This window comes from Streptomyces sp. KL2, from assembly GCF_046529545.1.
Classification (GTDB): Bacteria; Actinomycetota; Actinomycetes; order Streptomycetales; family Streptomycetaceae; genus Streptomyces; species Streptomyces radiopugnans.
Genome location: NZ_CP127170.1, coordinates 1,392,949 through 1,414,506, shown reverse-complemented (window position 1 = coordinate 1,414,506; position 21,558 = coordinate 1,392,949). Strand labels below are relative to the sequence as shown.

Genomic DNA, 21,558 nt, shown 5'->3' with positions numbered 1-21,558 from the left:
CGCACGCGGGTCCCGACACCGCCGACCGGGCCCGCCCCCTTCCCGGGGGCGGGCCCGCGGCCGTGTGGAGACCGGGGGGCATACTGAATCCATGATCAAAGTGCTGGTCGCCGAGGACATGCACGTGGTGCGGGCGGGACTGGCGGAGATCCTGGACGGACAACTGGGCATCGAGGTCGCCGGGCAGGCGGCCGACGGCCCGTCCGCGCTGGAGGCGGCGCTGCGGCACGGGCCCGATGTCGCGGTCCTAGACATCGATCTGCCCGGTCTGGACGGCATCGCGGTGGCCGGACGGCTGCGCGAGAGGCTTCCGGTGTGCCGCTGCCTGATGCTCACCGCACTGGACCGCCCCGGACTGTTACGCAGGGCCCTGGACGCGGGAGCGGCGGGCTACCTGCTGAAGACCGCCACGCCGGGCGAGCTCGCCTCGGCCGTGCGCACCGTCGCGGCCGGAGGCCGGGCCGTCGATCCCCGCCTGGCCGAGCGGAGTTCGGAGCTGGGCGAGAATCCGCTGACCGCACGCGAGGCCGAGGTGCTGAGGTTGTCCGCGAGCGGGGCGGGGGCCCGGGAGATCGCCGCGGAGCTATTCCTCGGGGTGGGGACGGTGCGCAACCGCATATCCTCCGCAGTGGGCAAACTCCATGCCCGCACCCTCGTCGACGCCGTCAGGATCGCCGAGCGCAACGGCTGGATCTAGCGGCACCACCACCGACAGCCGGAACGACTCGTCTCCGGCGCCGAAGGTCAGGGCGCCGCCGAGCGCTGCCGCCCGGGCCGCCAGGCCGGTCAGCCCCGCACCGGCAACCGGCCGGCGGCGAGGAGCGCCGTCGTTGACGACGGTGAGCTCCACCCGCCCGCCGTGCTCGGCCAGGACGATCTCGCAGTCCGTGGCCCGGCTGTGCCGCAGGAGGTTGCCGGTGGCCTCCCGCAGCACCGCGCCCAGGCAGTTGCCCACCGCGGGCGACAGCCGGCTGTCCGGCGGGGCGGTGACACGGGTGGTGATGCCGGCCTGGGTGAGCAGCCGCCGGGCGTGGACGAGTTCGGTACGCAGCGACACCGACAGCCGTCCGTGCGCCACCGCCCGCACCTCGGTGTGCGTACGGCGGGCCAGCGCAGCGGCCTCGGCCAGTGCGCGCCGTGCCGGGTCCTCCGGAGCGGACGCGTCCGCTCCGGAGGACCCGGCACGGTGGAGCGCGGACTCGCACCGCACCGCGATCGACACCAGCGAGGATCCCAGCAGATCGTGCAGGTCCCGGGCGATCCGGTCGCGTTCGCGCTGCTCGGCCAGCCGGGCGGCCTGGGCCTGCACGGCCTGCAACCGGGAGGCGAGCAGGGCCAGGTGCGCCACACCGTAGACGCTGCTGGCCGTGATCACGGTGGACACCAGCACGTTCAGGGAGCTGCGCTGGGTATCGACCAGCGTCCCGGCCAGCAGCGGTCCGCTGGCGACGACACCGGCCGCGATCACCACCGAGGAGGGCGGGGGAACGGTCAGCAGGACCGCTCCGGCCAGAAAGCCCAGCAGGCTGAGCCAGGGGCTGGGGAAGAGCAGGATCGGCAGATAGGTCAGCAGCGCCTGCGCGCCGAGCAGCCACCACCGCCAGCGGTAGGGGAGCCGGTAGGGAGGAGGCGCGTACTGGCCGAGCAGCACGGCGGGCAGGACGATCAGCAGCAGGAGACCGGTGACCACCGTGCGGCGGCTCAGCGGCTGGCTGAGCACGTCCAGCGCGACCAGGGTGAGCGACCCGGCGATCACCAGGGCGACCGTCCCGAAGGCGATCCATGAGCTCTGCGGCGCCCGGATGCGGCTCCGCTTTCCGGTGGTCATCCAACCCTCCTTGCGGCGGCGGGAGTTGAGGAGTACCCGGCACCTGTGAAGCCTGTGGGAAGTTGTACGCGGAATCGGTGAAGATCTCACTTCTTTTCCGGTCGGACCGGTGGTCGGATCAGCGGCGACCTGTGCTGTCGAGAAGAAGGACACACCCGGTGAGAGACCACACACCCCCGCCCGAGGAGTGGGAGGGGTCCGTACTGGCGCTGCAGCGCCGCAGACGCCTGCTGCCCCGTATAGCCCTGGCCGCCGCGGCCCTGCTCACCGCCGAGACGGCTCTCGTCGTCGCCACGTCGGGCCAGGCCGTCGCGCTCCCGGCGAAGAAGACCCAGGCCCCGGCCCGGCCGGAGAGCGGGAAGGGACCGCGGAGCGCCGCGGACATCCCCTCGGCGAAGGTGGCCGCCCGGTTGTCGGGGAAGCGGGTCGAGGCGCTGTCGGAGCGGACGGAGACCTCGACGACGTGGGTGAACAAGGACGGCAGCCTGACCACCGAGCTGTCGGCCGGCCCGGTCCGCTTCCAGCGCGACGGCGAGTGGGTCGAGGTGGACGTCGATCTGGTGCGGCGGTCGGACGGCTCGGTCGAGGCCGCCGCCCACCCGGCGGGGCTGAGCCTGGCGGGCAAGGGCGGCACGCTGCCCAAGTCCCTGGCGGCGGCGGAGAAGGCCCCGGCCCGCGACCTGGTGACGCTGGGGGAGGGGGAGGAGCAGATCACCCTGCAGTGGAAGGGCGGCCTGCCCGCCCCGACCCTGGAGGGCACCCGCGCCACCTACGCCGGTGCGCTGCCGGACGCCGATGTGGTCGTGGAGGCCACCCGGACCGGGTTCGAGCAGTTCGTCGAGATCAACAAGCGGCCCGCGGCGAAGGAGTACTCCTACACGCTGCCGCTGAAGACCGACGGGCTGAAGGTCAAGCAGCAAAGGGACGGCAGCCTGCTGTTCACCGACGCCGCCTCGGGCAGGAAGAAGCGGGCGGTGATGCCCGCACCGGTGATGTGGGACGCCGCCGTGGACGAGGTCTCCGGCGAGCACACCAACCGGGCGAAGGTCGACTGGAAGGTCGTCAAGACCGGCGACGGCGTCGACCTGGTCATCACCCCCGACGCCGACTTCCTCGCCGACCCGGACACCAAGTACCCGGTGACGGTGGACCCCTCCACCTCGGCGCTGTCCAACGTCTTCGACACCCTGGTCAAGCGCGGTGAGACCACCGACTGGTCCACCAACACCGAGCTGCACCTGGGCAACCCGGGCACCACCAACCCGGACGGCACCACGAGGCTGTCGCGGTCGTTCATCACCTGGAACACCGCGCCGATCTCCGACGCGCTGGTCTCCAGCGCGAAGCTGTCGCTGTGGAACGTCCACTCCGGCAACTCCGACTGCAAGCCGTACGAGTGGACGATCTGGGAGACCGGCGCCCCCTCCACCGCCACCCGGTGGGACAACCAGCCCTCCTGGATCGCCCAGCGCCACTCCTCCACCGAGACCAAGGGCCGCGCGGCCTGCGGCGGAGCGGGCTGGATCAACGCCGACGTCACCGGCCTGGTGCAGACGTGGGCGTCGGCGAAGACCTCCCGCGGTCACATGGGCCTGCGCGCCGCCACCGACGCGACGACCCACTGGAAGCAGGTCAGCTCCGCCAACGCCGCCGCCAACCCGCCGAAGCTGGTGGTGAACTACAACTACCGGCCGCGCACCGGCACCAAGCAGGAGGCCGGTCCGCCGTACTTCTCCTACAGCGGCGCCTACGTGGTCAACACCACCACGCCCACCCTGCGGGACACCTTCGTCGACGCCGACGGGGACAAGGTCAACGGCACCTTCCAGATCTACGACAACGCCACCAACACCCAGGTCGGCGACGTGATCGTCTCCAAGTACGTGCCCAGCGGGCAGGTCGCCTCCGTCACCGTCCCCGCCGGGGTACTGGCCAACGGCAAGACCTACAAGTTCCGCACCAGCCCGTACGACGGGGCGCACTACAACACCGGCTGGTCGGCGTGGAAGACCTTCACCGTCGACACCACGGCCCCCTCCGCCCCCACCAAGATCACTTCCACAGACTACCCGTCGGGTTCCTGGGTCAAGGGCGCCGGTCAGGCCGGCACCTTCACCGTCACCCCGCCCGCCGGCAGCGACCACAACTGGCTGGAGTGGACGCTGGACGGCGTGACCTGGACCAAGGTCGCCACCGGCGGCTCCAGCGCGAACAAGGCCCTCTCGATCACCCCGCCCAAGGACGGCACCCACACCCTCCAGGTGCGGGCGGTGGACAAGGCCGACAACAAGTCCGACGCGATCGAGTACACCTTCCACGCCGGGCCCGGCGGCTTCCTCCAGCCGGCCGACGGCGAGCGCACCGCCCGCCGCCTGCCGCTGGTCGCCGAGGCCGACGGGAGCAAGTACAACGCCGTGTCCTTCTCCTGGCGCCGCTCCGAGGCCGACGACTGGACGCGCATCCCGGCCGGGGACGTCACCTCCGGCGGCACGGCACTGACCGCCTGGCCGGTGCCGCTGACGGGCGGCAGGAACGCGCGGCTGGTGTGGAACGCCACCGACACCGTCGACCCCGACGGATCGGTACAGATCAAGGCCGACTTCACCGGCCCGGGCAGTGCCACCGGCGCCACCGAGCCGCTGACCGCCGTCGTCGACCGCAACGCCACCGGCGCCGCCACCAGCGAGGTCGGCCCCGGTTCGGTCAACCTCCTCACCGGCGACTACACCCTGTCGGAGACCGACGCCTCCCACTTCGACATGTCGGTGACCCGTACCGCATCCTCCCGCACCCCCGACAAGGGCGCGACGCAGGAGGGGCAGGCACCGATCTTCGGCAAGGAGTGGGTGACCGGCACGGCCGCGGAGCTGACGGAGTCCGACTACACCCACCTGCGCAAGGTCTCCGACACGGCCGTGGACGTGGTACTGGAGGAGGGCGACGCGATCCACTTCACCGCCAACGCCGCGAAGACCGGCTGGATTCCGGAGCCCGGGGCGGAGGACCTGACCCTCAGGGGCAGCGTGACCGGCTCCTTCACCCTCACCGACACCGAGGGCACGGTCACCACCTTCACCAAGCCCGACGCGGCGGCCACCACCTGGCAGGTCTCCTCCACCCTGCTGGACGGTCTGACCAACTCCACCACCACCATCGTCTCCGAGACGGTGACCGCCGGCGGCAAGAAGCTCGCCCGCCCCAAGCGGGTCATCGCCCCGACCTCGGCCGCCACGGCTGCGGCCTGCACCGCGGATCCGGCCACCAAGGGCTGCCGGGTGCTGGAGTTCGTCTACGCCACCGCCACCACCGCCACCGCCGACGCCTTCGGCGACTACAGCGGCCAGGTGAAGGAACTGCGGCTGTGGTCCACCGCCCCCGGCGCGGCGAACGCCACCGCCAAGGCGGTGCAGACCTACGCCTACGACACCTCCGGCCGGCTGCGCCAGGCATGGAACCCGCTGATCAGCCCGGCGCTGAAGACCGAGTACGCCTACGACGCCGCGGGGCGGGTCACCCAGCTCACCCCGCCCGGCCAGCTTCCGTGGACCTTCGCCTACGGCAAGGCCGGCAGCGCCTCCACCGCCGGTGAGGGCATGCTGCTCAAGGCCACCCGGCCGGGCCTGAAGCAGGGCACCGCCGGCACGGTCGAAGGCACCGCGGCCACCAGCGTCGTCTACGACGTGCCCCTGACCGGCAGCGCCGCTGCCCCCTACAACATGGGTGCGAACGACGTCAGGACCTGGGGCCAGCTGGACGCCCCCACCGACGCCACCGCGGTCTTCCCCGCCGACGCCGTCCCCGCCTCCCACACCGGCAGCGCGCTGCCCCCGGCCGCCTACCGGCGGGCCCAGGTGCACTACCTGGGCGTCTCCGGACGCGAGGTCAACTCCGCCGCACCCGGCGGGCACATCTCCACCACCGAGTACGACCGCTTCGGCAACACCGTCCGCGAGCTGTCGGCCGCCAACCGAGCCGTCGCCCTGGGACTGACGGCCGGTGACCGGGCCGTCCAGGCCGACCTGGGCATCGCCCAGCTCACCCCGGCCGAGCGCGCCGACCTGCTGGCGACGAAGTCGGTCTACAACGACACCGGCACCCGGGAACTGGAGGAGTTCGGGCCGCTGCGGCGCGTGGACCTGACCGCCGACCTGAAGTCGGGCACCACCACCCTGGCCCCGGCCGGCACATCGGTCACCGCCCGGAGCTGGACGGCCAACGAGTACGACGCCGGACGTCCGACCGACGGCACCGCCAAGGTCAAGGACCAGGTCACCAAGGTCACCACGGGCGCGCAGGTGCGCGAGCACCCCACCGTCCACGGCGAGACCCGGGTGACGCAGACCGTCTACGACTGGGCCAAGGGCCTGCCGGCCAAGACGATCCAGGACCCGGGTGGTCTGGCCATCACCACGGAGAAGACCTACGACACACAGGGCCGTGAAACGAAGGTCATCGCACCGGGTGCTACCGGCGCCGACGCCGCCACCCGCGTGACGACCTACTGGTCGGCCACCGGCACCGGCGCCTGTGCCGGGCGCCCGGAGTGGGCCGACCTCGTCTGCTCGACCTCGCCCGGCGGCGAGATCACCGGCGGCGGGACCAACCCCGCCCAGCTGCCGACCACCACCACCGAGTACGACTGGTGGGGCAACGAGGCCAAGGTCACCGAGACCGCGAACGGTGTCACCCGCACCACCACCACGTCCCACGACGACGCGGGCCGTCCCACCACGGTGAGGACCACCGGCGGGATCGGGCAGGCGGTACCCGAGGCCACCACCGAGTACGACCCGGCCACCGGACAGGCCGTCAAGACCGTCTCGCCCACCGGTGGCACGATCACCAAGGCGTACGACCGGCTCGGCCGCCTCATCTCCTACACCGACGCCGACGGCGGGAAGACCACCACCGAGTACGACCTGCTCGACCGGCCGGTGAAGGCCACCGACACCGTCCCGTCCACCGTCACCTACACCTACGACCACACCACCGAGCCCCGCGGCCTGGCCACCAGGATCACCGACTCCGTCGCAGGTGCCTTCTCGGCCACCTACGACGCCGACGGCTCGGTCGCCACCGAGAAACTGCCAGGCGGCTACACCCTCACCGTCACCGAGGACACCACCGGAGCGGCCACCGAGCGCACCTACACCCGCGACAGTGACGGCACCCTGGTCTACGCGGACACGGTGACCGAGTCCGTCCACGGCCAGAACACCAGCCACAGCGGCTGGTCCGACCAGACCTACCGGTACGACGCCACGGGCCGCCTGACCACCGTCGAGGACACCGCCGGCACGGTGTGCACCCGCCGCGCCTACACCTTCGACGCCCGGACCAACCGCAAGACCCTGACCACCGCGGTCGGCGCGCCCGGCGCCGACTGCCCGACCACCGGAGGCACCACCACCAGCCACACCTACGACAGCGCCGACCGCCTGGTCGACGCCGGCTACACCTACGACGCGTTCGGCCGCACCACCGCCGCCCCCGGCAACGGCACCCTCGGCTACTACGCCAACGACCTGGTCCACCGGCAGACCGCCGGCGGCAAGCGCCAGACCTGGACGCTGGACGCCGCGTTGCGCTTCCGCTCCTGGACGGTGGAGACCGGCAGCGGCAGCACCTGGACGCAGACCGCGTCCAAGCGCAACCACTACGACGGCGACGGCGACAACCCCCGCTGGATCGTGGAGGACACCGCCACCGGAGCCCTGACCCGCAACGTCGACTCCGCCTCCGGCGACCTGGCCGCCACCACCGGCAGGACCGGCGACACCGTCCTGCAACTGTCCACCATCCACGGTGATGTGGCCCTCCAGCTCCCGCTGGACACCACCCAGGCACCTGTCGCCCTGGACAGCGACGAGTACGGCAACCCTCGCCCGGGCCAGCCGGCCACCCGCTACACCTGGCTCGGCGCCAAACAGCGCTCCACCGAGACCCTCACCGGCCTCACCCTCATGGGCGTCCGCCTCTACAACCCGAGGACCGGACGCTTCCTGTCCACCGACCCCGTCCAGGGAGGCAGCGCCAACGCCTACGAATATGCCTACGCGGATCCGCGCAACAAGTACGACCTCGACGGCAGATGGGTTCCGCTGGTCATCGGCGCGGCTCGTCTCGGCATGGCGTGCTTCAGGTACTGCGGCAAGGTCTACCGGGGAGCCCGGGCAGGCTGGCGCGCATGGAACCACGGGAAAAAGGTACGGGCCGCTGCGCGGATTTCCCGTAAGTACAATGGAAACAGGGCCCGTGTCTCCATTACAGGCCGGAAGGGGCGGTGGCACTACGATCTCCACGGCAAGGCGCACGGCGGGGTTCGAACCCCTCATAAGGTTTACCAGCCGAGGAACCCTCGTTCTCCGCACGGTTGGGGGAAAACGCAGCGTAAAGCTTATCCCATGTCCTGGCGGAACATCGGAAGAGTGTGGTGGCATGTGCGATGGAGGAGGTGACCAGATGCTGGTGAAATTCTCCGGCATGAGCCCATGGGAGGCTGGGAGTGAAATAATATCCTGCGTCAGCGAGGAGGCAGGATACATAGACCTCCACAACTGGTCCGACTTGGTCGGCCTTGAGGAGCCCAGTTCCGAAGACGGTGGAAGGGATTTCGCTCTTGTCTTCCGCGATCTACGGGGGGGAAGAATCTTCCGGCTGGTATTCCATGGGGTCACATGTCTGAATCTGACGGAATCCCAGCCTTCCGTTCCGGAGGACGCAGGAGTCTTTCACGCCTTTGACTACCTGGGTGATGGGAAGTTCGAGTTCGAAGCGGAGAGAATCTCCGGGAGGCTGACGGCCTCGGCGGTCAGCCTCCTCCTCGAACCGAAGAGCTGAGCCCAACGGCGAGGGAGCCGGGCATTCCCCTGACGGGAGAATGCCCGGCTGCGCCGCTCCGGAGGGGCGGTAGAGCCGGGAGTCGAAGGTGTGTTCTGCCGGCCGTCGGCCGCCATGTGGCTCGCCTGCGAATGGCGGGGGGGGCGGCGGGTCTGAGCGTTCCGGGTCTCCGAGAGGGATTTCGCACTCGGCATGGCCGTCCTCGTCGACGACATGCGCCATGATGTCGTCCTGGACGGGAGAACCGGCTGGGCGCTGGTGGCCGGGGCCGCACCCACCAGCGAGGCCCTCCTGTTCGCGGAGAAACGGTGCTCGGGATCGATGACGCCGGCCACTTCAGCGGTCTGTGGATGAAACCCGAGTTCACCGGTTGATCAGCAGCAGTCATATAGGGCGGCTTCCTCTCCTGCCGGGAGGGAGCCGCGCCTCTGTAGGGCTGAGCACCCCGGCGCACCGGCAGGCCACCGGCGGCAAGACCGGCGACACCGTCCTGCAGCTGTCCACCATCCACGGTGATGTGGCCCTCCAGCTCCCGCTGGACGCCGGCCAGGCGCCTGTCGCCCTGGATGGCGACGAGTACGGCAACCCCCGCCCGGGCCAGCCGGCCACCCGCTACACCTGGCTCGGCGCCAAACAGCGCTCCACCGAGACCCTCACCGGCCTCACCCTCATGGGCGTCCGCCTCTACAACCCCGCCACCGGCCGGTTCCTGTCCATCGACCCGGTCTACGGCGGCAACCTCAACGCCTACGAGTACGCCCAGGCCGACCCGCTCAACCGCTACGACCTCGACGGCAAGTGGAACTGGCGCAAGACACTGCGCCGGGCATCGACGATCACAGGGTTCGTGGCGGTAGGGGCATGCGTGGTGGCCACCGCCGGTATGTGCGCAGCGGCAGCCGGAGCAGCCGCCCTGGCAAGCGCAGCCTGGAACGGTTACCAGGCCCACCGAGGGGAGATCAGCTGGAAGCGGGCAGCCTTCAACACCGGCATCGACGTGGTGGGAACGAGATTCCGCTCCATTCGCGGTGCATACAAGTACCGTCCGACCCGTATATATAGAAGCCACAGAGCCAGAGGACGGCACCGGGCTTCGCGGAAACGGGTGATCAACCAGAGGTTCCGGTCGGCCTGGCGCCGCCACCCCGTCCGGTCTTCATTCCGGTCAGGAGTGCAGGCTTACTACGGATACCGGGCCTATCAGAACGGCTGGTAAGTTCTGGCTGAAAGAAGGGGGGCGTCGGCCGGGATTCCCGGGCGACGCCCCTCGTCCGATGACCACTGTGATGGGGGAATTGCATGGATTTGGAGGACTGGGGGCTCGCTCTTTTGGCGGTTTTCTCCGTCGTGGCCGCTTATTCGAGGGTGGAGCAGCCATGGAAGTTCAAGTGGATCCTGCCGACGGGTGTTCTCGGTGTCCTGTTCGCGGGGATCGCCTTCGGTGACTCCGGGGCCGGGGTGTACGTTCCGTTCATCTCCCTGATCGTGGTCGGGGGGATCGTGGACGGTCTGTGGGTCTCCGGGGTGTGGCGTCCGGGTGGCCGGTCGGCGGCGCGGCGCCGGGGTCGCCGGTGAGGACCGCGGTCCCGTCGTCCTCGCGGCCTCTGTGGAGCCTCTTCCTCGAGCAGCGTGCGATCGGGGAGGCCGGGACGGCGCCTGCGAATCCGCTTACGCGGGCCCTCGCGGCAGGCGCGGCGTATACGGCAGGCGGGTTCTGCCGGCCGTCGGCCGCCGTGCCGGCCCGCCCCGCGAGCGGCGAAGTCCACGGATCGCCCGTCTCGCCCATGCGCCCGACGGACACGGTGGGATATCCGTGAACTGACGAGTTGCGGGCTACGCAGAGGGCACAGGTGGAGGAGGAGGCCGTACATGCACTCTCCTGCCGGGGGAGAGCCGCCTTTCTGCTGAGCGGACCGTTCCCGGCACACCGGCGGACCGCGGACGGCAAGCGGCAGACCTGGACCCTGGATGCCGTGATGCGCTTCCGCTCCTGGACGGTGGAGACCGGCAGCGGCAGCACCTGGACGCAGACGGCGTCCAAGCGCAACCACTACGACGGCGACGGCGACAGCCCCCGCTGGATCGTGGAGGACACCGCCACCGGAGCCCTGACCCGCAACGTCGACTCCGCCTCCGGGGACCTGGCCGCCACCACCGGACGCTTCCTCTCTACCGACCCGGTCTACGGCGGCGGTGACAACGCCTACGGCTACCCCGGCGACCCCGTCAACCGGTTCGACCTCGACGGCAAGGCCTGGTACGACAAGGTCGGACAGTGGGCCTGGCGCAACAAATGGAACATCGCGTTGACGGCGGCCACGTTCGTGCCGGGACTGGGCGCTGTGGCCTGGGGAGTCAGGGCGTATCGCGTGGTCCGCGCCTTCAACGCCGGGAAGTCGTCGATACAGGCTACTCGCGCGTCGAGCTGACTGGCCGGAAAGATGCATGTCGGCTGGCGTGGCGTCACGCGCACCCGAACCCGGAACGGCAAGGCACGTTGGTACCACAAGGGGAACAATCACTGACGCTCCGCTGCATGGAAGAGGAACCAGGGCGGGTGCGTGTCCAACATCGAGCGGTACCAGAGGGGACATCACCTGCACCGGAACCTGCACATCCAGCACCGGAAGCCGAGAAGGTGGGCGCCATAGTGGTGAAGCCCGAGGGCAGCCGGATCGGCAGAGCGACCAAGGGACAGCCGGCCGGCTGTGTTGCACTGCTGGAGCCCTATGCCGAGGGCGCATGGCTCCTCTACTGGACTGACCCTCGTATCGCCGAGGCGGAACGGGAGACCGGAAAGGACGTCGGCGGCCGGCTGATCCCCACCGAGGGCGATCTGCCGTACGTGCTCGACGAGGAGCTGGCGGTCGTCTGGGCGAACGCGGATGAAGCGGAACGGTTGAGCCGGGAGTTCTTCTCGCGTGAGGAGCCCTTGTCCCGATCCCTGTTGCAGCGGTTGTTCCGGCGCGGTCGACGCTCCGGCAGCTGACGAAGGCGTGTGCCGCGCAGTGGCCAGTTGTGGGTGAGGTTGTCCGCGGCCAGAGACGAGGAGGTGTCCGGGTGCGGGCGGACGGGTGTGTGCACGCCTGTGCCCGCGCGGGCGTAGCCGACGTCGGCCGGGGGCGGCAGGCCGCCTCGGGCCGGGCTGCCAGACCCGGCGGGCCCTCTGCTGAAAACCGTCACCCGTTTTTTGGGGGGGGGCGTGCAATACCTCGACCCCTACGTTGCAAGTCATGTCATTGCGGCGTTTCTGGATGGATACAGTTTGCTGTTGCTGATCACTTGGGGCCGCTGGATCAAGAAGACCGTCGGCAAGGCGGCCAGAGCTGCGATCGTTGTCTCCTGGCTTCTGCTCCTTTCGGTGGTTGTGTACGTCCGGAGTGCAGGAAGCGCTTGGTGAACTATGAATTCCTGGCCGATGGTCTGCCGCTGGGTCCGGCTTTCAGGAGCCGGGCCCAGCGGTCCAGCTGTTTGCGGAAGAGCGCTCCGCCTCCAGGAGGGGATAAAATGCACAGACTCGCCCAGTCTGTCGTGTATGCAGTGTCGCTCTTTATTTCATCCGTTTTCCTCCTTGATGCTTGGCTGTTTGTTCTGCCTCCAGTCGGTGCCGGTGTCGTTGGGTTTGTGCTGCTCCCATCTTTTCGCCGCAGATGGGCGGCGAGAAAGGAGAGGCGATCTGGGGGCGGGGTTCCGGCGCAGTAGGATGATCGACCGATTCCAAGGCCCGCATGGTGAGACTTTCGTCCATCGGGTTGCGAGAGCGGGTGGTCGGACAGCCTGCACGGGTGCCACTGCGGTCGTCCTGGCCGGGGGACTGAGCGGGGGTGCCGGATCTTCCGGCCGCGGTCCTGCTGGGTTACGTCCTGGTGGTCCTCTTCTTCCCGCCCGGCGTGAATCACCCGGACACGGCCGGACGGTGGCGTGAGGGGTTTCCGCGTGCCTCGGCCGCCGAGCGGTTCGCCTGGTTCCTGTCCTGGCTGGCCGCCGGAGTCGTGGTGGTGTTCGCAGTGGGGATCGTCTGCGGTCCGGTCTTCTTCGGAGGGGACCTGGCCGGCCTTCTGGACGGGGCTGTTTCCCTTCTGCTCGATCCGGTCTCCGCTGTGCCGGTGGCGGTTTTGGCGGCCTGGTGTGCGCTGTCCCCGGTGGTGTGGCCGGTCAGGGGGCGTTATCTGCGGTGCCGGAGTCTGCGCCGCGGGCCGCGGGAGGCGGCGGCCGACCGACGGTGATCCGGGCCACGGTCCGCCCCGCGGCAGGCGGTTGCCCGGACGCCGCCTTCGAGGTATCGAGAGCGGGGCAGCCTCTTCGGCGCGGACATGCGCGAAGGTGGCGAGGACGGGAACGGCTCGCGTGCGGGCGGCTGACCGCACGAACCGTTACGCCTCTCAGCAGGACTGCTCGATGTAGAGCAGTCTCCTTCCGTCGTCGGACCGTCCGCGAAAAGCCGAGTAGCTGGGGTGGTCCTCGCGGCCGAGGCGGTCTTCGACCTCGGCCCACGCCGCTTCCCTGTCCTGCGCCGCCGTCCCGACGCGGCGCAGGACATCACCCGCGCCGTCACCGATGACCACCACGTCGGCCCGGCGCATGAGCCGCCTGGCCGTCCGGGCGTCGAGCGGGTGCTTGGTCAGCACCCATGCGTCGCCGTCGTCGTCGACGAGAAGTCCCGCGGTCGCCGGAGACGGGACGAACTCGCCGCCGGTCTCCTCCGCCGGCCCCAGCGACTGCAGCATCCGCGCGAAGCCTCCGCCGCGGCGAGATGATTTCTTCGGCATGCGGACAAGTCTCCCGCCCCCGCCCCGGAGCACCACATCCACAAGCCCACCGGCATCACATGCGCTATGCCGACTCCTCGAGGACCTCCTGGGGACGCTGATCCTCTCCGGGAACCACATTCGGGGCCGGAAGGCACCGCATGGATCACCACGACTGAACGCCTCACCCATCGGCCGTACAGGCCGACAGCCAAGGAGAAACCATGTCCCTCTCGCGAATCGGCATCGTGCTGATGTCGACCGGTGCCGTAGTCACGGTCCTCGGAGCAGCTATGTACGTTCTTCCCGGCCCGGGGCTCCCCGCGCTCAGCCTGGGCCTGCTCCTCCTGGCTTCAGGAGCCGCGATGCGGGCCATTGGCGGACACCGCCAGGGGAGCAGGTGGCGAGGTCGCGCATAGTGTGGTCCCGCTGCCCTTACCGGGGGGAGGGAACGTGGGGGACATGACCGCCAGGGCGCGCGTGGCAGACCTCGTCGTCGCGTACGCGGTCCTGGTCGACGCGACCAACGCGTGCGACGCCCTGGACGAGGTGGTCGTGGCCGCCGACACCTGGGCCTCGGCCGCGGACCTCATCCGGGCCTGCGGCTATCTCAAGGTCCCAAGGCGGGCCACGAGCGGCGGGATCGCGGCAGAGGCGGTCGAAGCGGCCCTCGCGGCCCCCGGAACGGTCTTCCGGAAACGCTTCATGTCGGACACACCGTGGGTACCCGCCGCGAGGTGAGAGAAAGGCCCGCCTCCGCGGGGCGGTGCGACGGAAGAAGCACGCGTCCCCGCGTCCGGACGTCACATCGGCTGGAACGGCTGGAAACCACGAGCGTTCAGAGCCTTCCCGAAGACATCGTCAACGCACCGCACCGCCCGGCTTCCGTCGGCCGACCGTGATCCGGGTCACGCTCCACCGGGCGGCCGGGGGCGCGGCCGTACGATGGGCGGGACGGCGCGCATCCCGCCCCGGGAGCGCGACCCTACCCACCTTCGAGGAGTCGGCACCGTGCTGCGCACCATGTTCAAGTCGAAGATCCACCGTGCCACGGTCACCGAGGCGGATCTCCACTACGTGGGGTCCGTCACGATCGACGCGGACCTGATGGAGGCCGCCGACCTGCTGCCCGGAGAGCTGGTCCACATCGTCGACATCACCAACGGCGCCCGCCTGGAGACCTACGTCATCGAGGGGCGGCGCGGCTCCGGGGTGATCGGGATCAACGGCGCGGCCGCGCATCTGGTCCACCCCGGGGACCTGGTGATCCTCATCAGCTACGCGCAGATGGACGATGCCGAGGCCCGCTCCCACCGGCCCGCGGTGGTGCACGTCGACGCCGACAACCGCATCGTGGAGCTGGGCAGCGACCCGTCCGAGCCGGTGCCCGGCAGCGACACGGTGCGCAGCCCGATGGCCATGGTCTGACCACCCGGCGCACCGCCCCCGCACCCGCGTACAGGACAGAGACAGGCCGAGGGCCCCGCCGCTCCCCGTAGGGAGCGGCGGGGCCCTCGGCACGTCACGCCCGGCGCGCTCAGTTCTTGCCGGCGAACTTCTCGCTGACGCCCTCCAGGACGCCCTCGGCCTCCTCGCCCAGCCGCGGACCGGCCAGCCAGGTGTGGTCGATCGTGCCGATGGAGGTGACCGACACCAGCGTCTGCTCTCCGGAGGCCCCCTCGGCGAACCAGCCGCCGCCCGAGGAACCGCCGGTCATGGTGCAGCCGATGCGGTACATCGTGGACTCCGAGTCGCTCAGGGTCAGCCGGCCCGCACGGTCGGTGCAGGTGTGCATGGTGAGCCCGTCGAAGGGCGGGGCGGCGGGGTAGCCGTAGGCCCGCACCGGGGAGAGCGAGGCCACCGACGGCTTGCCGAAGTCGACCGGCACGGCGGTGCCGACGGTCTCCTCCAGCGACTTGCCGCCCTTGTCCTCGGCCTCCACCTGCAGCACGGCGAAGTCCTGCGAGGCGCCCAGACCGCCGGTCTCGGCACCGTTGGAGATCCAGTGCTCGGTCGTCTGCGCCCAGGTCGCCCAGAACACGCCGTGCGGCGCGACCTCGGCCGGGGACGCCTGCTCCAGCTGTGAGGCCTTCAGCGCCGAGTCGTTGTACGCGGGCACGAAGACGACGTTGCGGAACCAGCCGCCGGCCGAGCCCGCGTGCACGCAGTGCCCGGCGGTGGCCACCAGGTTGGACTTCCCCGGGTTGCGGGGGTCCTCGACGACGGTGCCGGAGCAGACCATGGGGCCCTTGGGGGTGTCCATGAACACCTTGCCCACCGCCGGGGCGTTCTCGTGGTACGGCGTCGCGACCGGCCGGGCCTTCCTCGGCGCGGGGTCGGGGTCGGTGATGCCCTCGTCCCCCTCACCGCCCGTGCTCTCGTCGCCGGCGTCGGGGTCGACCCTGCGGTCGTTCTCCTCGGCGTCCTTCATCCGGTCCGGGTCCCACAGGCCCTCGATGATCGGGTTGACGAAGTCCCTGGCCTCACGCAGCCAGTCGTCCTTGTCCCAGTTCCGCCACTCCCCGTTCTTCCACTTCTCGGGATCGAAGTCCTTCAGGGCGGCGGGCAGTTCCTTCGGCAGGCGGAGACCGTCGATGCCGGGTCCGCCCTCCCCGTCCGGCTCGGTGGCGCTGGGACCGGCCTGCGCACCGGACTCGTCCTCGGCGGGGCCGCACGCGGTGGCCGTGACGGCCAGGGCCGCGGCTATCGCCGCTGCGGCCAGCGCGGGCCGCCTCCTGCTCGTAGCTGACATGGACTGAGAATCCCCCTGAGACGGAACGCTGCACCTACCGGCCTGCCATGGGCCCCGCCGAACGAGGCGGGCCCCACTATGCCGGTGCTGCGGGGGACGGCGCACGGCGGGTCCGCGGTTCCAACCCGCCCGGGAGGCAACGATCTCGCCCCGGACCGTGATCCGGCGGGGGCGGCGTCGTTGGTACGGGCGGAGATGCGGCGCGCTCGTACCGGCGACGCCGTGCCACGGGAACCGGACGACCACGCACCGGTGCGGTGCCCTCACCCCCAGGGAGACTTCCGTGAACGCATGTCCCGCTCCGGACGGGAGGACGACGCAGGAGGCGGCGGCCCCGGCGGGAGGGCGGCCCGCCGTGGTCGCGGAACCCGCCGTGGTCGCGGAACCCGCCGTGGTCGCGGAACCCGCCGTGGTCGCGGATCCCGCGGACCCCGTCGTACCCCGGCAGCCGAGCCGTGCCGTGCCACAGGCGCACACCGGGGAGAGGAAGGCGGACGACCCGCTGGAGCACCCCGACCCGGTCGCGGCCGCCGACGCCGCGGCCGCCGAGAATCTGCTGCGCTGCTGGGTGAGGGAGAACGACCTGCCCCGGCCCGGCGGCTCCGGTGGCGGGAGCGCCCTCCGCGTCGCCCTGGCCTCCTGCGGCCTGGTGCTGCGGGTGCCGGTCCGCCACTGGTCCGCCACCGGCTGGCACCGCTTCGGCCCGCCGGCCCTGGAGGGCGCGGCGCCCGGTACCGCCCCCGTCGACGCGGTGACGCTGGCCGCCCTGCTGGCGCGGGAGGCCGCGCACCGCGGCCCCGCGGTACCGGGGCCCGTCGCGGGGGAGGGCGCGGAACTGGTCGGCCGGGTCGCCGACTCCGTACGCCGTACCGCCGTCTTCCTCGCCGACCGCCGTGCCCGCCCCGAAGCGCCGCCCGCCGCCGACCCGTTCCTGGACGGCGAGCAGTCCCTGATCCTCGGGCACCCGCTGCACCCGGTGCCCAAGAGCCGCGAGGGGCTCACCGACGCGGAGGCGCGCGCCTGGTCCCCCGAGCTGCGCGGATCCTTCCCCCTGCACTGGATGGCCGTCGACCGCTCCGTCCTGGCCTGTGACTCGGCCTGGACCGACCGCGGCCGGACCGTGCCCGCCGAACGGATCGCCGCCGAGCTGGCCGGGCCCGGGCTGCGCCTGCCCGAGGGGACGGTCCCCCTTCCGCTGCACCCCTGGCAGGCCCGCGAGGTACGGCAGCGCCCCGCCGTCGCGGCGCTGCTGGAGGCAGGCGTGCTCCACGATCTCGGCCCGCACGGCGACCCCTGGTACCCGACCTCCTCCGTGCGCACCGTCCACCGGCCCGGCGTACCGGCGATGCTCAAGCTCTCGCTGGGTCTGCGGATCACCAACTCCCGCCGGGAGAACCTCCGCAAGGAGCTGCACCGGGGAGTGGAGGTGCACCGGCTGCTGCGCACCGGCCTGGGCGCGCGCTGGCGGGCGGCCTTCCCCGGCCGCCCGGGCTTCGACATCGTGCGCGACCCCGCCTGGCTCGCCGTCGACGACGGCGGCGGGGAACCGGTGGCAGGGCTGGACACAGTCATCCGGCACAACCCCTTCGGGCCCGGCGACGACGCCGTGTGCCTGGCCGGGCTGACCTCCCCCCGGCCCTGGCCCGGCGACCCCCGCGGCGCGCTCCGCTCCCGGCTGGCCGACGCCGTCGCCCGGCTCGCGGCCCGTACGGGGCGGCCGGTGGCCACCGTCGCCGCCGAGTGGTTCCTGCGCTACCTCCACACCGTCGTGCGCCCCGTGCTGTGGCTGGACGCCGAGGCGGGCGTCGCCCTGGAGGCACACCAGCAGAACACCGTGGTCCTGCTCGACGGCGACGGCTGGCCGGTGGGCGGACGCTACCGCGACAACCAGGGGTACTACTTCCGCGAGTCCCACCGCGAGGCGCTCCGGCGGCGCCTGCCGGGCATCGGGGCCGACAGCGACACCTTCGTCGCCGACGAGGTCGTCGACGAGCGCTTCGCCTACTACCTGGGCGTCAACAACGTGCTGGGCCTGATCGGGGCGTTCGGCTCCCAGGGCCTGGCCGACGAGAGGCTGCTGCTCGCCGCGCTGCGCCGCTTCCTCACCGACGCCGACCGCCCCGCCGACGGCTCCGGCGGGAGTGCCGGCCGCTCACCGCTGCCCGCCCTGCTGCTGCACTCCCCGATCCTGCGGTGCAAGGCCAACCTCCTCACCCGGCTGCACGGACTGGACGAGCTGGTCGGACCGGTGGACACCCAGTCCGTCTACGTCACCGTCACCAACCCCCTGGTGAAGCCCTGAACCGCACAGGAGGCACCGCCATGACCACCGGTGTTCCACCGGCCTGCCCCGCACCCGCCGCACCCGCCGTATCCGCTGCCGCGACGCGCGCGGCAGCGGATACGGCGGCCCCGGTGACCCCGGCCGCCCCGTCGGCCGCCGGCACCGACGACACCCTCGACCTGCGACTGCCCGCCGGCCCGTACGGCACACCGTACGGGCCGGTGCCGGAGCCCGCGGCGCGGCCGGACCTGCTGGACACCGTCGCCGACTGGGGACCGGCCACCACGGCCGCCGGAGTCTTCCGGCTCGTCCCCGTCCGCATCGAACGCGATCTGCGGCTGATCACCGCCTGGATGAACGACCCCGCGGTGGCGGCCTTCTGGCACCTGGCCGGCCCCGCCGAGACCACCGCCGCGCATCTGCGGGCCCAGGTGGACGGCGACGGGCGCAGCGTGCCGTGCCTGGGGGTGCTCTCGGGCGTCCCCATGAGCTACTGGGAGGTCTACCGCGCCGATCTCGACCCGCTCGCCCGGTACCACCCGGTGCGCCCGCACGACACCGGGCTGCACCTGCTGATCGGCGCGGCGGCGGACCGGGGGCGCGGTGTCGGCACGGTGCTGCTGCGGGCGGTCTCCGACCTCGTCCTGGACCGGCGGCCGACGTGCGGCCGCGTCATCGCCGAACCCGACATCCGCAACGTCCCGTCCGTCGCGGCCTTCCTGCGGGCGGGTTTCCGGCTGGCGGCCGAGGCGGAACTCCCGGGCAAACGGGCCGCCGTGGTGGTCCGCGACCGGGCGCTGCGCCATGCCCTGTGACTCCCCAGGTGAGCTGTGGGCCGTACCGGCCACGGCTGTCGGCGACGCCGCGTAAGGTGGCGTTCCTATGACCAAGCCCGCCCTCACCGATCTCCTCCACGCCGCGGTCACCGCCGTCGGAGGCACCGAGCGACCCGGCCAGGTCGCCATGGCCGAAGCCGTGGCCGAGGCCATCGACAGCAACGTCCACCTGCTGGTCCAGGCGGGCACCGGGACCGGCAAGTCGCTGGGCTACCTGGTGCCCGCCCTGGCGCACGGCGAGCGCACGGTCATCGCGACCGCGACGCTCGCCCTGCAGCGGCAACTGGTCGAACGCGACCTGCCGCGCACGGTGGAGGCGCTCCATCCGCTGCTGCGCCGCCGCCCGGAGTACGCCATGCTCAAGGGACGTTCCAACTACCTGTGCCTGCACCGCCTCCACGAGGGGGTGCCGCAGGACGACGAGGACGGCCTCTTCGACCCCTTCGAGGCCGCGGCCCCCACCAGCCGGCTGGGCAAGGACCTGCTGAGGCTGCGGGACTGGGCGGACGAGACCGAGACCGGCGACCGCGACGACCTCACCCCGGGCGTCTCCGACCGTGCCTGGTCCCAGGTGTCGGTCTCCTCGCGGGAGTGCCTGGGTGCCACCCGCTGCGCCTACGGGGCGGAGTGCTTCGCGGAGGCGGCGCGCGAGCGGGCCAAGCTCGCCGAGGTGATCGTCACCAACCACGCGCTGCTGGCCATCGACGCCATCGAGGGTGCGCCGGTGCTCCCCGGCCACGAGGTCCTGATCGTCGACGAGGCGCACGAACTGGTCTCCCGGGTCACCGGGGTGGCCACCGGCGAGCTGACGCCCGGCGGGGTCAACCGGGCGGTGCGCCGTGCGGCCAAGCTGGTCGACGAGAAGGAGGCCGACCGGCTCCAGACGGCCGCGGAGGGCTTCGAGCGGCTGATGGAACTGGCGCTGCCGGGCCGGCTCGAGGAGATCCCCGAGGACCTCGGGTACGCCCTGACGGCGCTGCGCGACGCGGCCCGCGCGGTCATCACCGCACTGGGCAACACCCGCGACCGGTCCGTCCAGGACGAGGACGCCGTCCGCCGCCAGGCCCTGGCGTCGGTGGAGAACGTCCACGCGGTCGCCGAGCGCATCGTGCAGGGCTCGGAGTACGACGTCGTCTGGTACGAGCGCCACGACCGCTACGGAGCCTCGCTGCGGGTCGCCCCGCTGGCGGTCTCCGGCCTGCTGCGGGAGAAGCTGTTCGAGGACCGGTCGGTGGTCCTGGCCTCCGCCACGCTCAAGCTCGGCGGGGACTTCGACGGGGTCGGCGCCTCCCTGGGGCTGAGCTCGGAGGGACGGGTCACCGAGGCCGGTGGCGCGGCCGAGCGCTCCGGTGGTGCCGCGGAGGCCGGGGGCGCGGGCGCCGCCGGCGGCGAGGACGGGGACGGGGGGGACGGGCACGGCTCAGCGGAGGCGGACGCCGGGGTTCCGCAGTGGCGGGGGCTGGACGTCGGCTCGCCCTTCGACTACCGCAGGCAGGGCATCCTCTATGTCGCCCAGCACCTGTCACCTCCCGGCCGGGAGGGCGGCCGCGGCGACATGCTGGACGAGCTGACCGAGCTGGTCCAGGCGGCCGGAGGGCGCACGCTCGGACTGTTCTCCTCGATGCGGGCCGCCCAGGCGGCCGCGGAGGAACTGCGCGGACGGCTGGACGTACCCGTGCTGCTGCAGGGCGAGGAGACCCTGGGCGAGCTGATCCGCCGCTTCGCCGAGGACGCCGAGACCTGCCTGTTCGGGACGCTGTCGCTGTGGCAGGGGGTGGACGTGCCGGGTCCGAACTGCCAGCTGGTGGTGATGGACCGCATCCCGTTCCCGCGCCCCGACGATCCGCTGATGAGCGCCCGGCAGAAGGCGGTGGAGGAGGCGGGCGGCAACGGCTTCATGGCGGTGGCCGCCACTCACGCCGCCCTGCTGATGGCGCAGGGGGCGGGCCGTCTGGTGCGGGCGACGGGGGACCGGGGCGTGGTCGCGGTGCTGGATCCGCGGCTGTCCCGGGCCCGGTACGGGAGCTTCCTGCGGGCCTCGATGCCGGACTTCTGGTACACCACCGACCGCAACCAGGTGCGCCGTTCACTGGCGGCCATCGACGCCGCGGCCAGGGAGGGCGCGTAGGGGCGCGTAGGGCAGAGCAGCCGAGCAGGGCAGGTGGGGGCGGGCGGGCAGGAGCCCGGCGGGGCCCGGAGCCTTGAGCTCCCGCCGGGGTGCGGCCGGGCCCCGGGACCGGCGCAGTGGCCCCGGGGCGGTCTGTTCCGGC

Annotated in this window: 14 protein-coding genes and 2 pseudogenes; 13 read left to right on the top strand and 3 right to left on the bottom strand. The window is 71.7% G+C overall.

Translation table 11 applies throughout. From position 1 onward, the window contains the following. Nucleotides 1–91: 91 nt before the first annotated feature. Nucleotides 92–697: a response regulator transcription factor gene (locus QPK52_RS06355; RefSeq protein ID WP_410536039.1), complete on the top strand. Its 606-nt coding sequence runs from the start codon at nt 92–94 to the stop codon at nt 695–697. Here QPK52_RS06355 and QPK52_RS06350 read toward each other — a convergent pair. Beyond that, nucleotides 584–1,828, bottom strand: coding sequence for a sensor histidine kinase (locus QPK52_RS06350; protein ID WP_410536038.1), 1,245 nt, complete (start codon nt 1,826–1,828; stop codon nt 584–586). The two genes, QPK52_RS06355 and QPK52_RS06350, sit on opposite strands and share 114 nt — an antisense overlap. Before the next feature lie 398 nt (nt 1,829–2,226). Between QPK52_RS06350 and QPK52_RS06345 the strand changes: the two genes are divergently transcribed. From QPK52_RS06345 to QPK52_RS06315, 7 genes and pseudogenes are all read left to right on the top strand, one after another. Next, nucleotides 2,227–8,286: a DNRLRE domain-containing protein gene (locus QPK52_RS06345; RefSeq protein WP_410540231.1), complete on the top strand. Its 6,060-nt coding sequence runs from the start codon at nt 2,227–2,229 to the stop codon at nt 8,284–8,286. 4 nt (nt 8,287–8,290) lie between these two features. Continuing rightward, nucleotides 8,291–8,668 carry a hypothetical protein gene (locus tag QPK52_RS06340; RefSeq protein ID WP_410536037.1) on the top strand — a complete coding sequence of 126 codons (378 nt, stop codon included), beginning with the start codon at nt 8,291–8,293 and terminating at the stop codon, nt 8,666–8,668. A 460-nt stretch (nt 8,669–9,128) separates the two neighbouring features. Beyond that, nucleotides 9,129–9,884, top strand: a pseudogene (locus tag QPK52_RS06335) (RHS repeat-associated core domain-containing protein); the annotation flags it as partial. Between the two features lie 131 nt (nt 9,885–10,015). Further along, the gene (locus QPK52_RS06330) at nt 10,016–10,243 is read left to right on the top strand and encodes a hypothetical protein (protein ID WP_410536036.1); all 228 of its coding nucleotides are present in this window, start codon (nt 10,016–10,018) and stop codon (nt 10,241–10,243) included. A gap of 347 nt (nt 10,244–10,590) precedes the next feature. After that, a pseudogene (locus QPK52_RS06325) lies at nt 10,591–11,052 on the top strand (hypothetical protein); the annotation flags it as partial. Nucleotides 11,053–11,318: 266 nt separating this feature from the next. After that, nucleotides 11,319–11,657 (top strand): hypothetical protein, encoded by a 339-nt coding sequence (locus tag QPK52_RS06320; protein ID WP_410536035.1) that lies wholly within the window; start codon nt 11,319–11,321, stop codon nt 11,655–11,657. A gap of 835 nt (nt 11,658–12,492) precedes the next feature. Next, nucleotides 12,493–12,894, top strand: coding sequence for a hypothetical protein (locus tag QPK52_RS06315; protein ID WP_410536034.1), 402 nt, complete (start codon nt 12,493–12,495; stop codon nt 12,892–12,894). Between the two features lie 156 nt (nt 12,895–13,050). Here the strand turns inward: QPK52_RS06315 and QPK52_RS06310 are convergent, their stop codons facing one another. After that, a complete protein-coding gene (locus QPK52_RS06310; RefSeq protein ID WP_410536033.1) occupies nt 13,051–13,437 on the bottom strand; it encodes a hypothetical protein in 387 nt (128 codons plus the stop codon). 441 nt (nt 13,438–13,878) lie between these two features. Here QPK52_RS06310 and QPK52_RS06305 point away from each other — a divergent pair, with 441 nt between their 5' ends. Next, on the top strand, nt 13,879–14,157 hold the full coding sequence (locus tag QPK52_RS06305; RefSeq protein ID WP_410540230.1) for a hypothetical protein: 279 nt from the start codon (nt 13,879–13,881) through the stop codon (nt 14,155–14,157). A 270-nt stretch (nt 14,158–14,427) separates the two neighbouring features. Continuing rightward, nucleotides 14,428–14,844, top strand: a complete 417-nt coding sequence (panD, locus tag QPK52_RS06300) for an aspartate 1-decarboxylase (protein ID WP_093662665.1) — start codon at nt 14,428–14,430, stop codon at nt 14,842–14,844. Between the two features lie 109 nt (nt 14,845–14,953). Here the strand turns inward: panD and QPK52_RS06295 are convergent, their stop codons facing one another. Then, nucleotides 14,954–16,168, bottom strand: coding sequence for a trypsin-like serine peptidase (locus QPK52_RS06295; RefSeq protein WP_410536032.1), 1,215 nt, complete (start codon nt 16,166–16,168; stop codon nt 14,954–14,956). 283 nt (nt 16,169–16,451) lie between these two features. On the opposite strand from QPK52_RS06295, the gene QPK52_RS06290 reads away from it, so the two are divergent. From QPK52_RS06290 to QPK52_RS06280, 3 genes are all read left to right on the top strand, one after another. Beyond that, nucleotides 16,452–18,470 (top strand): IucA/IucC family protein, encoded by a 2,019-nt coding sequence (locus QPK52_RS06290; protein WP_410536031.1) that lies wholly within the window; start codon nt 16,452–16,454, stop codon nt 18,468–18,470. A gap of 20 nt (nt 18,471–18,490) precedes the next feature. Next, nucleotides 18,491–19,267 carry a GNAT family N-acetyltransferase gene (locus QPK52_RS06285; RefSeq protein WP_410536030.1) on the top strand — a complete coding sequence of 259 codons (777 nt, stop codon included), beginning with the start codon at nt 18,491–18,493 and terminating at the stop codon, nt 19,265–19,267. A 67-nt stretch (nt 19,268–19,334) separates the two neighbouring features. Next, the gene (locus tag QPK52_RS06280; protein ID WP_410536029.1) at nt 19,335–21,416 is read left to right on the top strand and encodes an ATP-dependent DNA helicase; all 2,082 of its coding nucleotides are present in this window, start codon (nt 19,335–19,337) and stop codon (nt 21,414–21,416) included. Nucleotides 21,417–21,558: the final 142 nt, after the last annotated feature.

Coding starts and splice junctions, on each gene's coding strand:
- QPK52_RS06355 (WP_410536039.1), top strand. CDS start 92: ATGATCAAAGTGCTGGTCGCCGAGGACATGCACGTGGTGCGGGCGGGA.
- QPK52_RS06350 (WP_410536038.1), bottom strand. CDS start 1,828: ATGACCACCGGAAAGCGGAGCCGCATCCGGGCGCCGCAGAGCTCATGG.
- QPK52_RS06340 (WP_410536037.1), top strand. CDS start 8,291: ATGCTGGTGAAATTCTCCGGCATGAGCCCATGGGAGGCTGGGAGTGAA.
- QPK52_RS06310 (WP_410536033.1), bottom strand. CDS start 13,437: ATGCCGAAGAAATCATCTCGCCGCGGCGGAGGCTTCGCGCGGATGCTG.
- QPK52_RS06305 (WP_410540230.1), top strand. CDS start 13,879: ATGACCGCCAGGGCGCGCGTGGCAGACCTCGTCGTCGCGTACGCGGTC.
- QPK52_RS06295 (WP_410536032.1), bottom strand. CDS start 16,168: ATGTCAGCTACGAGCAGGAGGCGGCCCGCGCTGGCCGCAGCGGCGATA.
- QPK52_RS06285 (WP_410536030.1), top strand. CDS start 18,491: ATGACCACCGGTGTTCCACCGGCCTGCCCCGCACCCGCCGCACCCGCC.
- QPK52_RS06280 (WP_410536029.1), top strand. CDS start 19,335: ATGACCAAGCCCGCCCTCACCGATCTCCTCCACGCCGCGGTCACCGCC.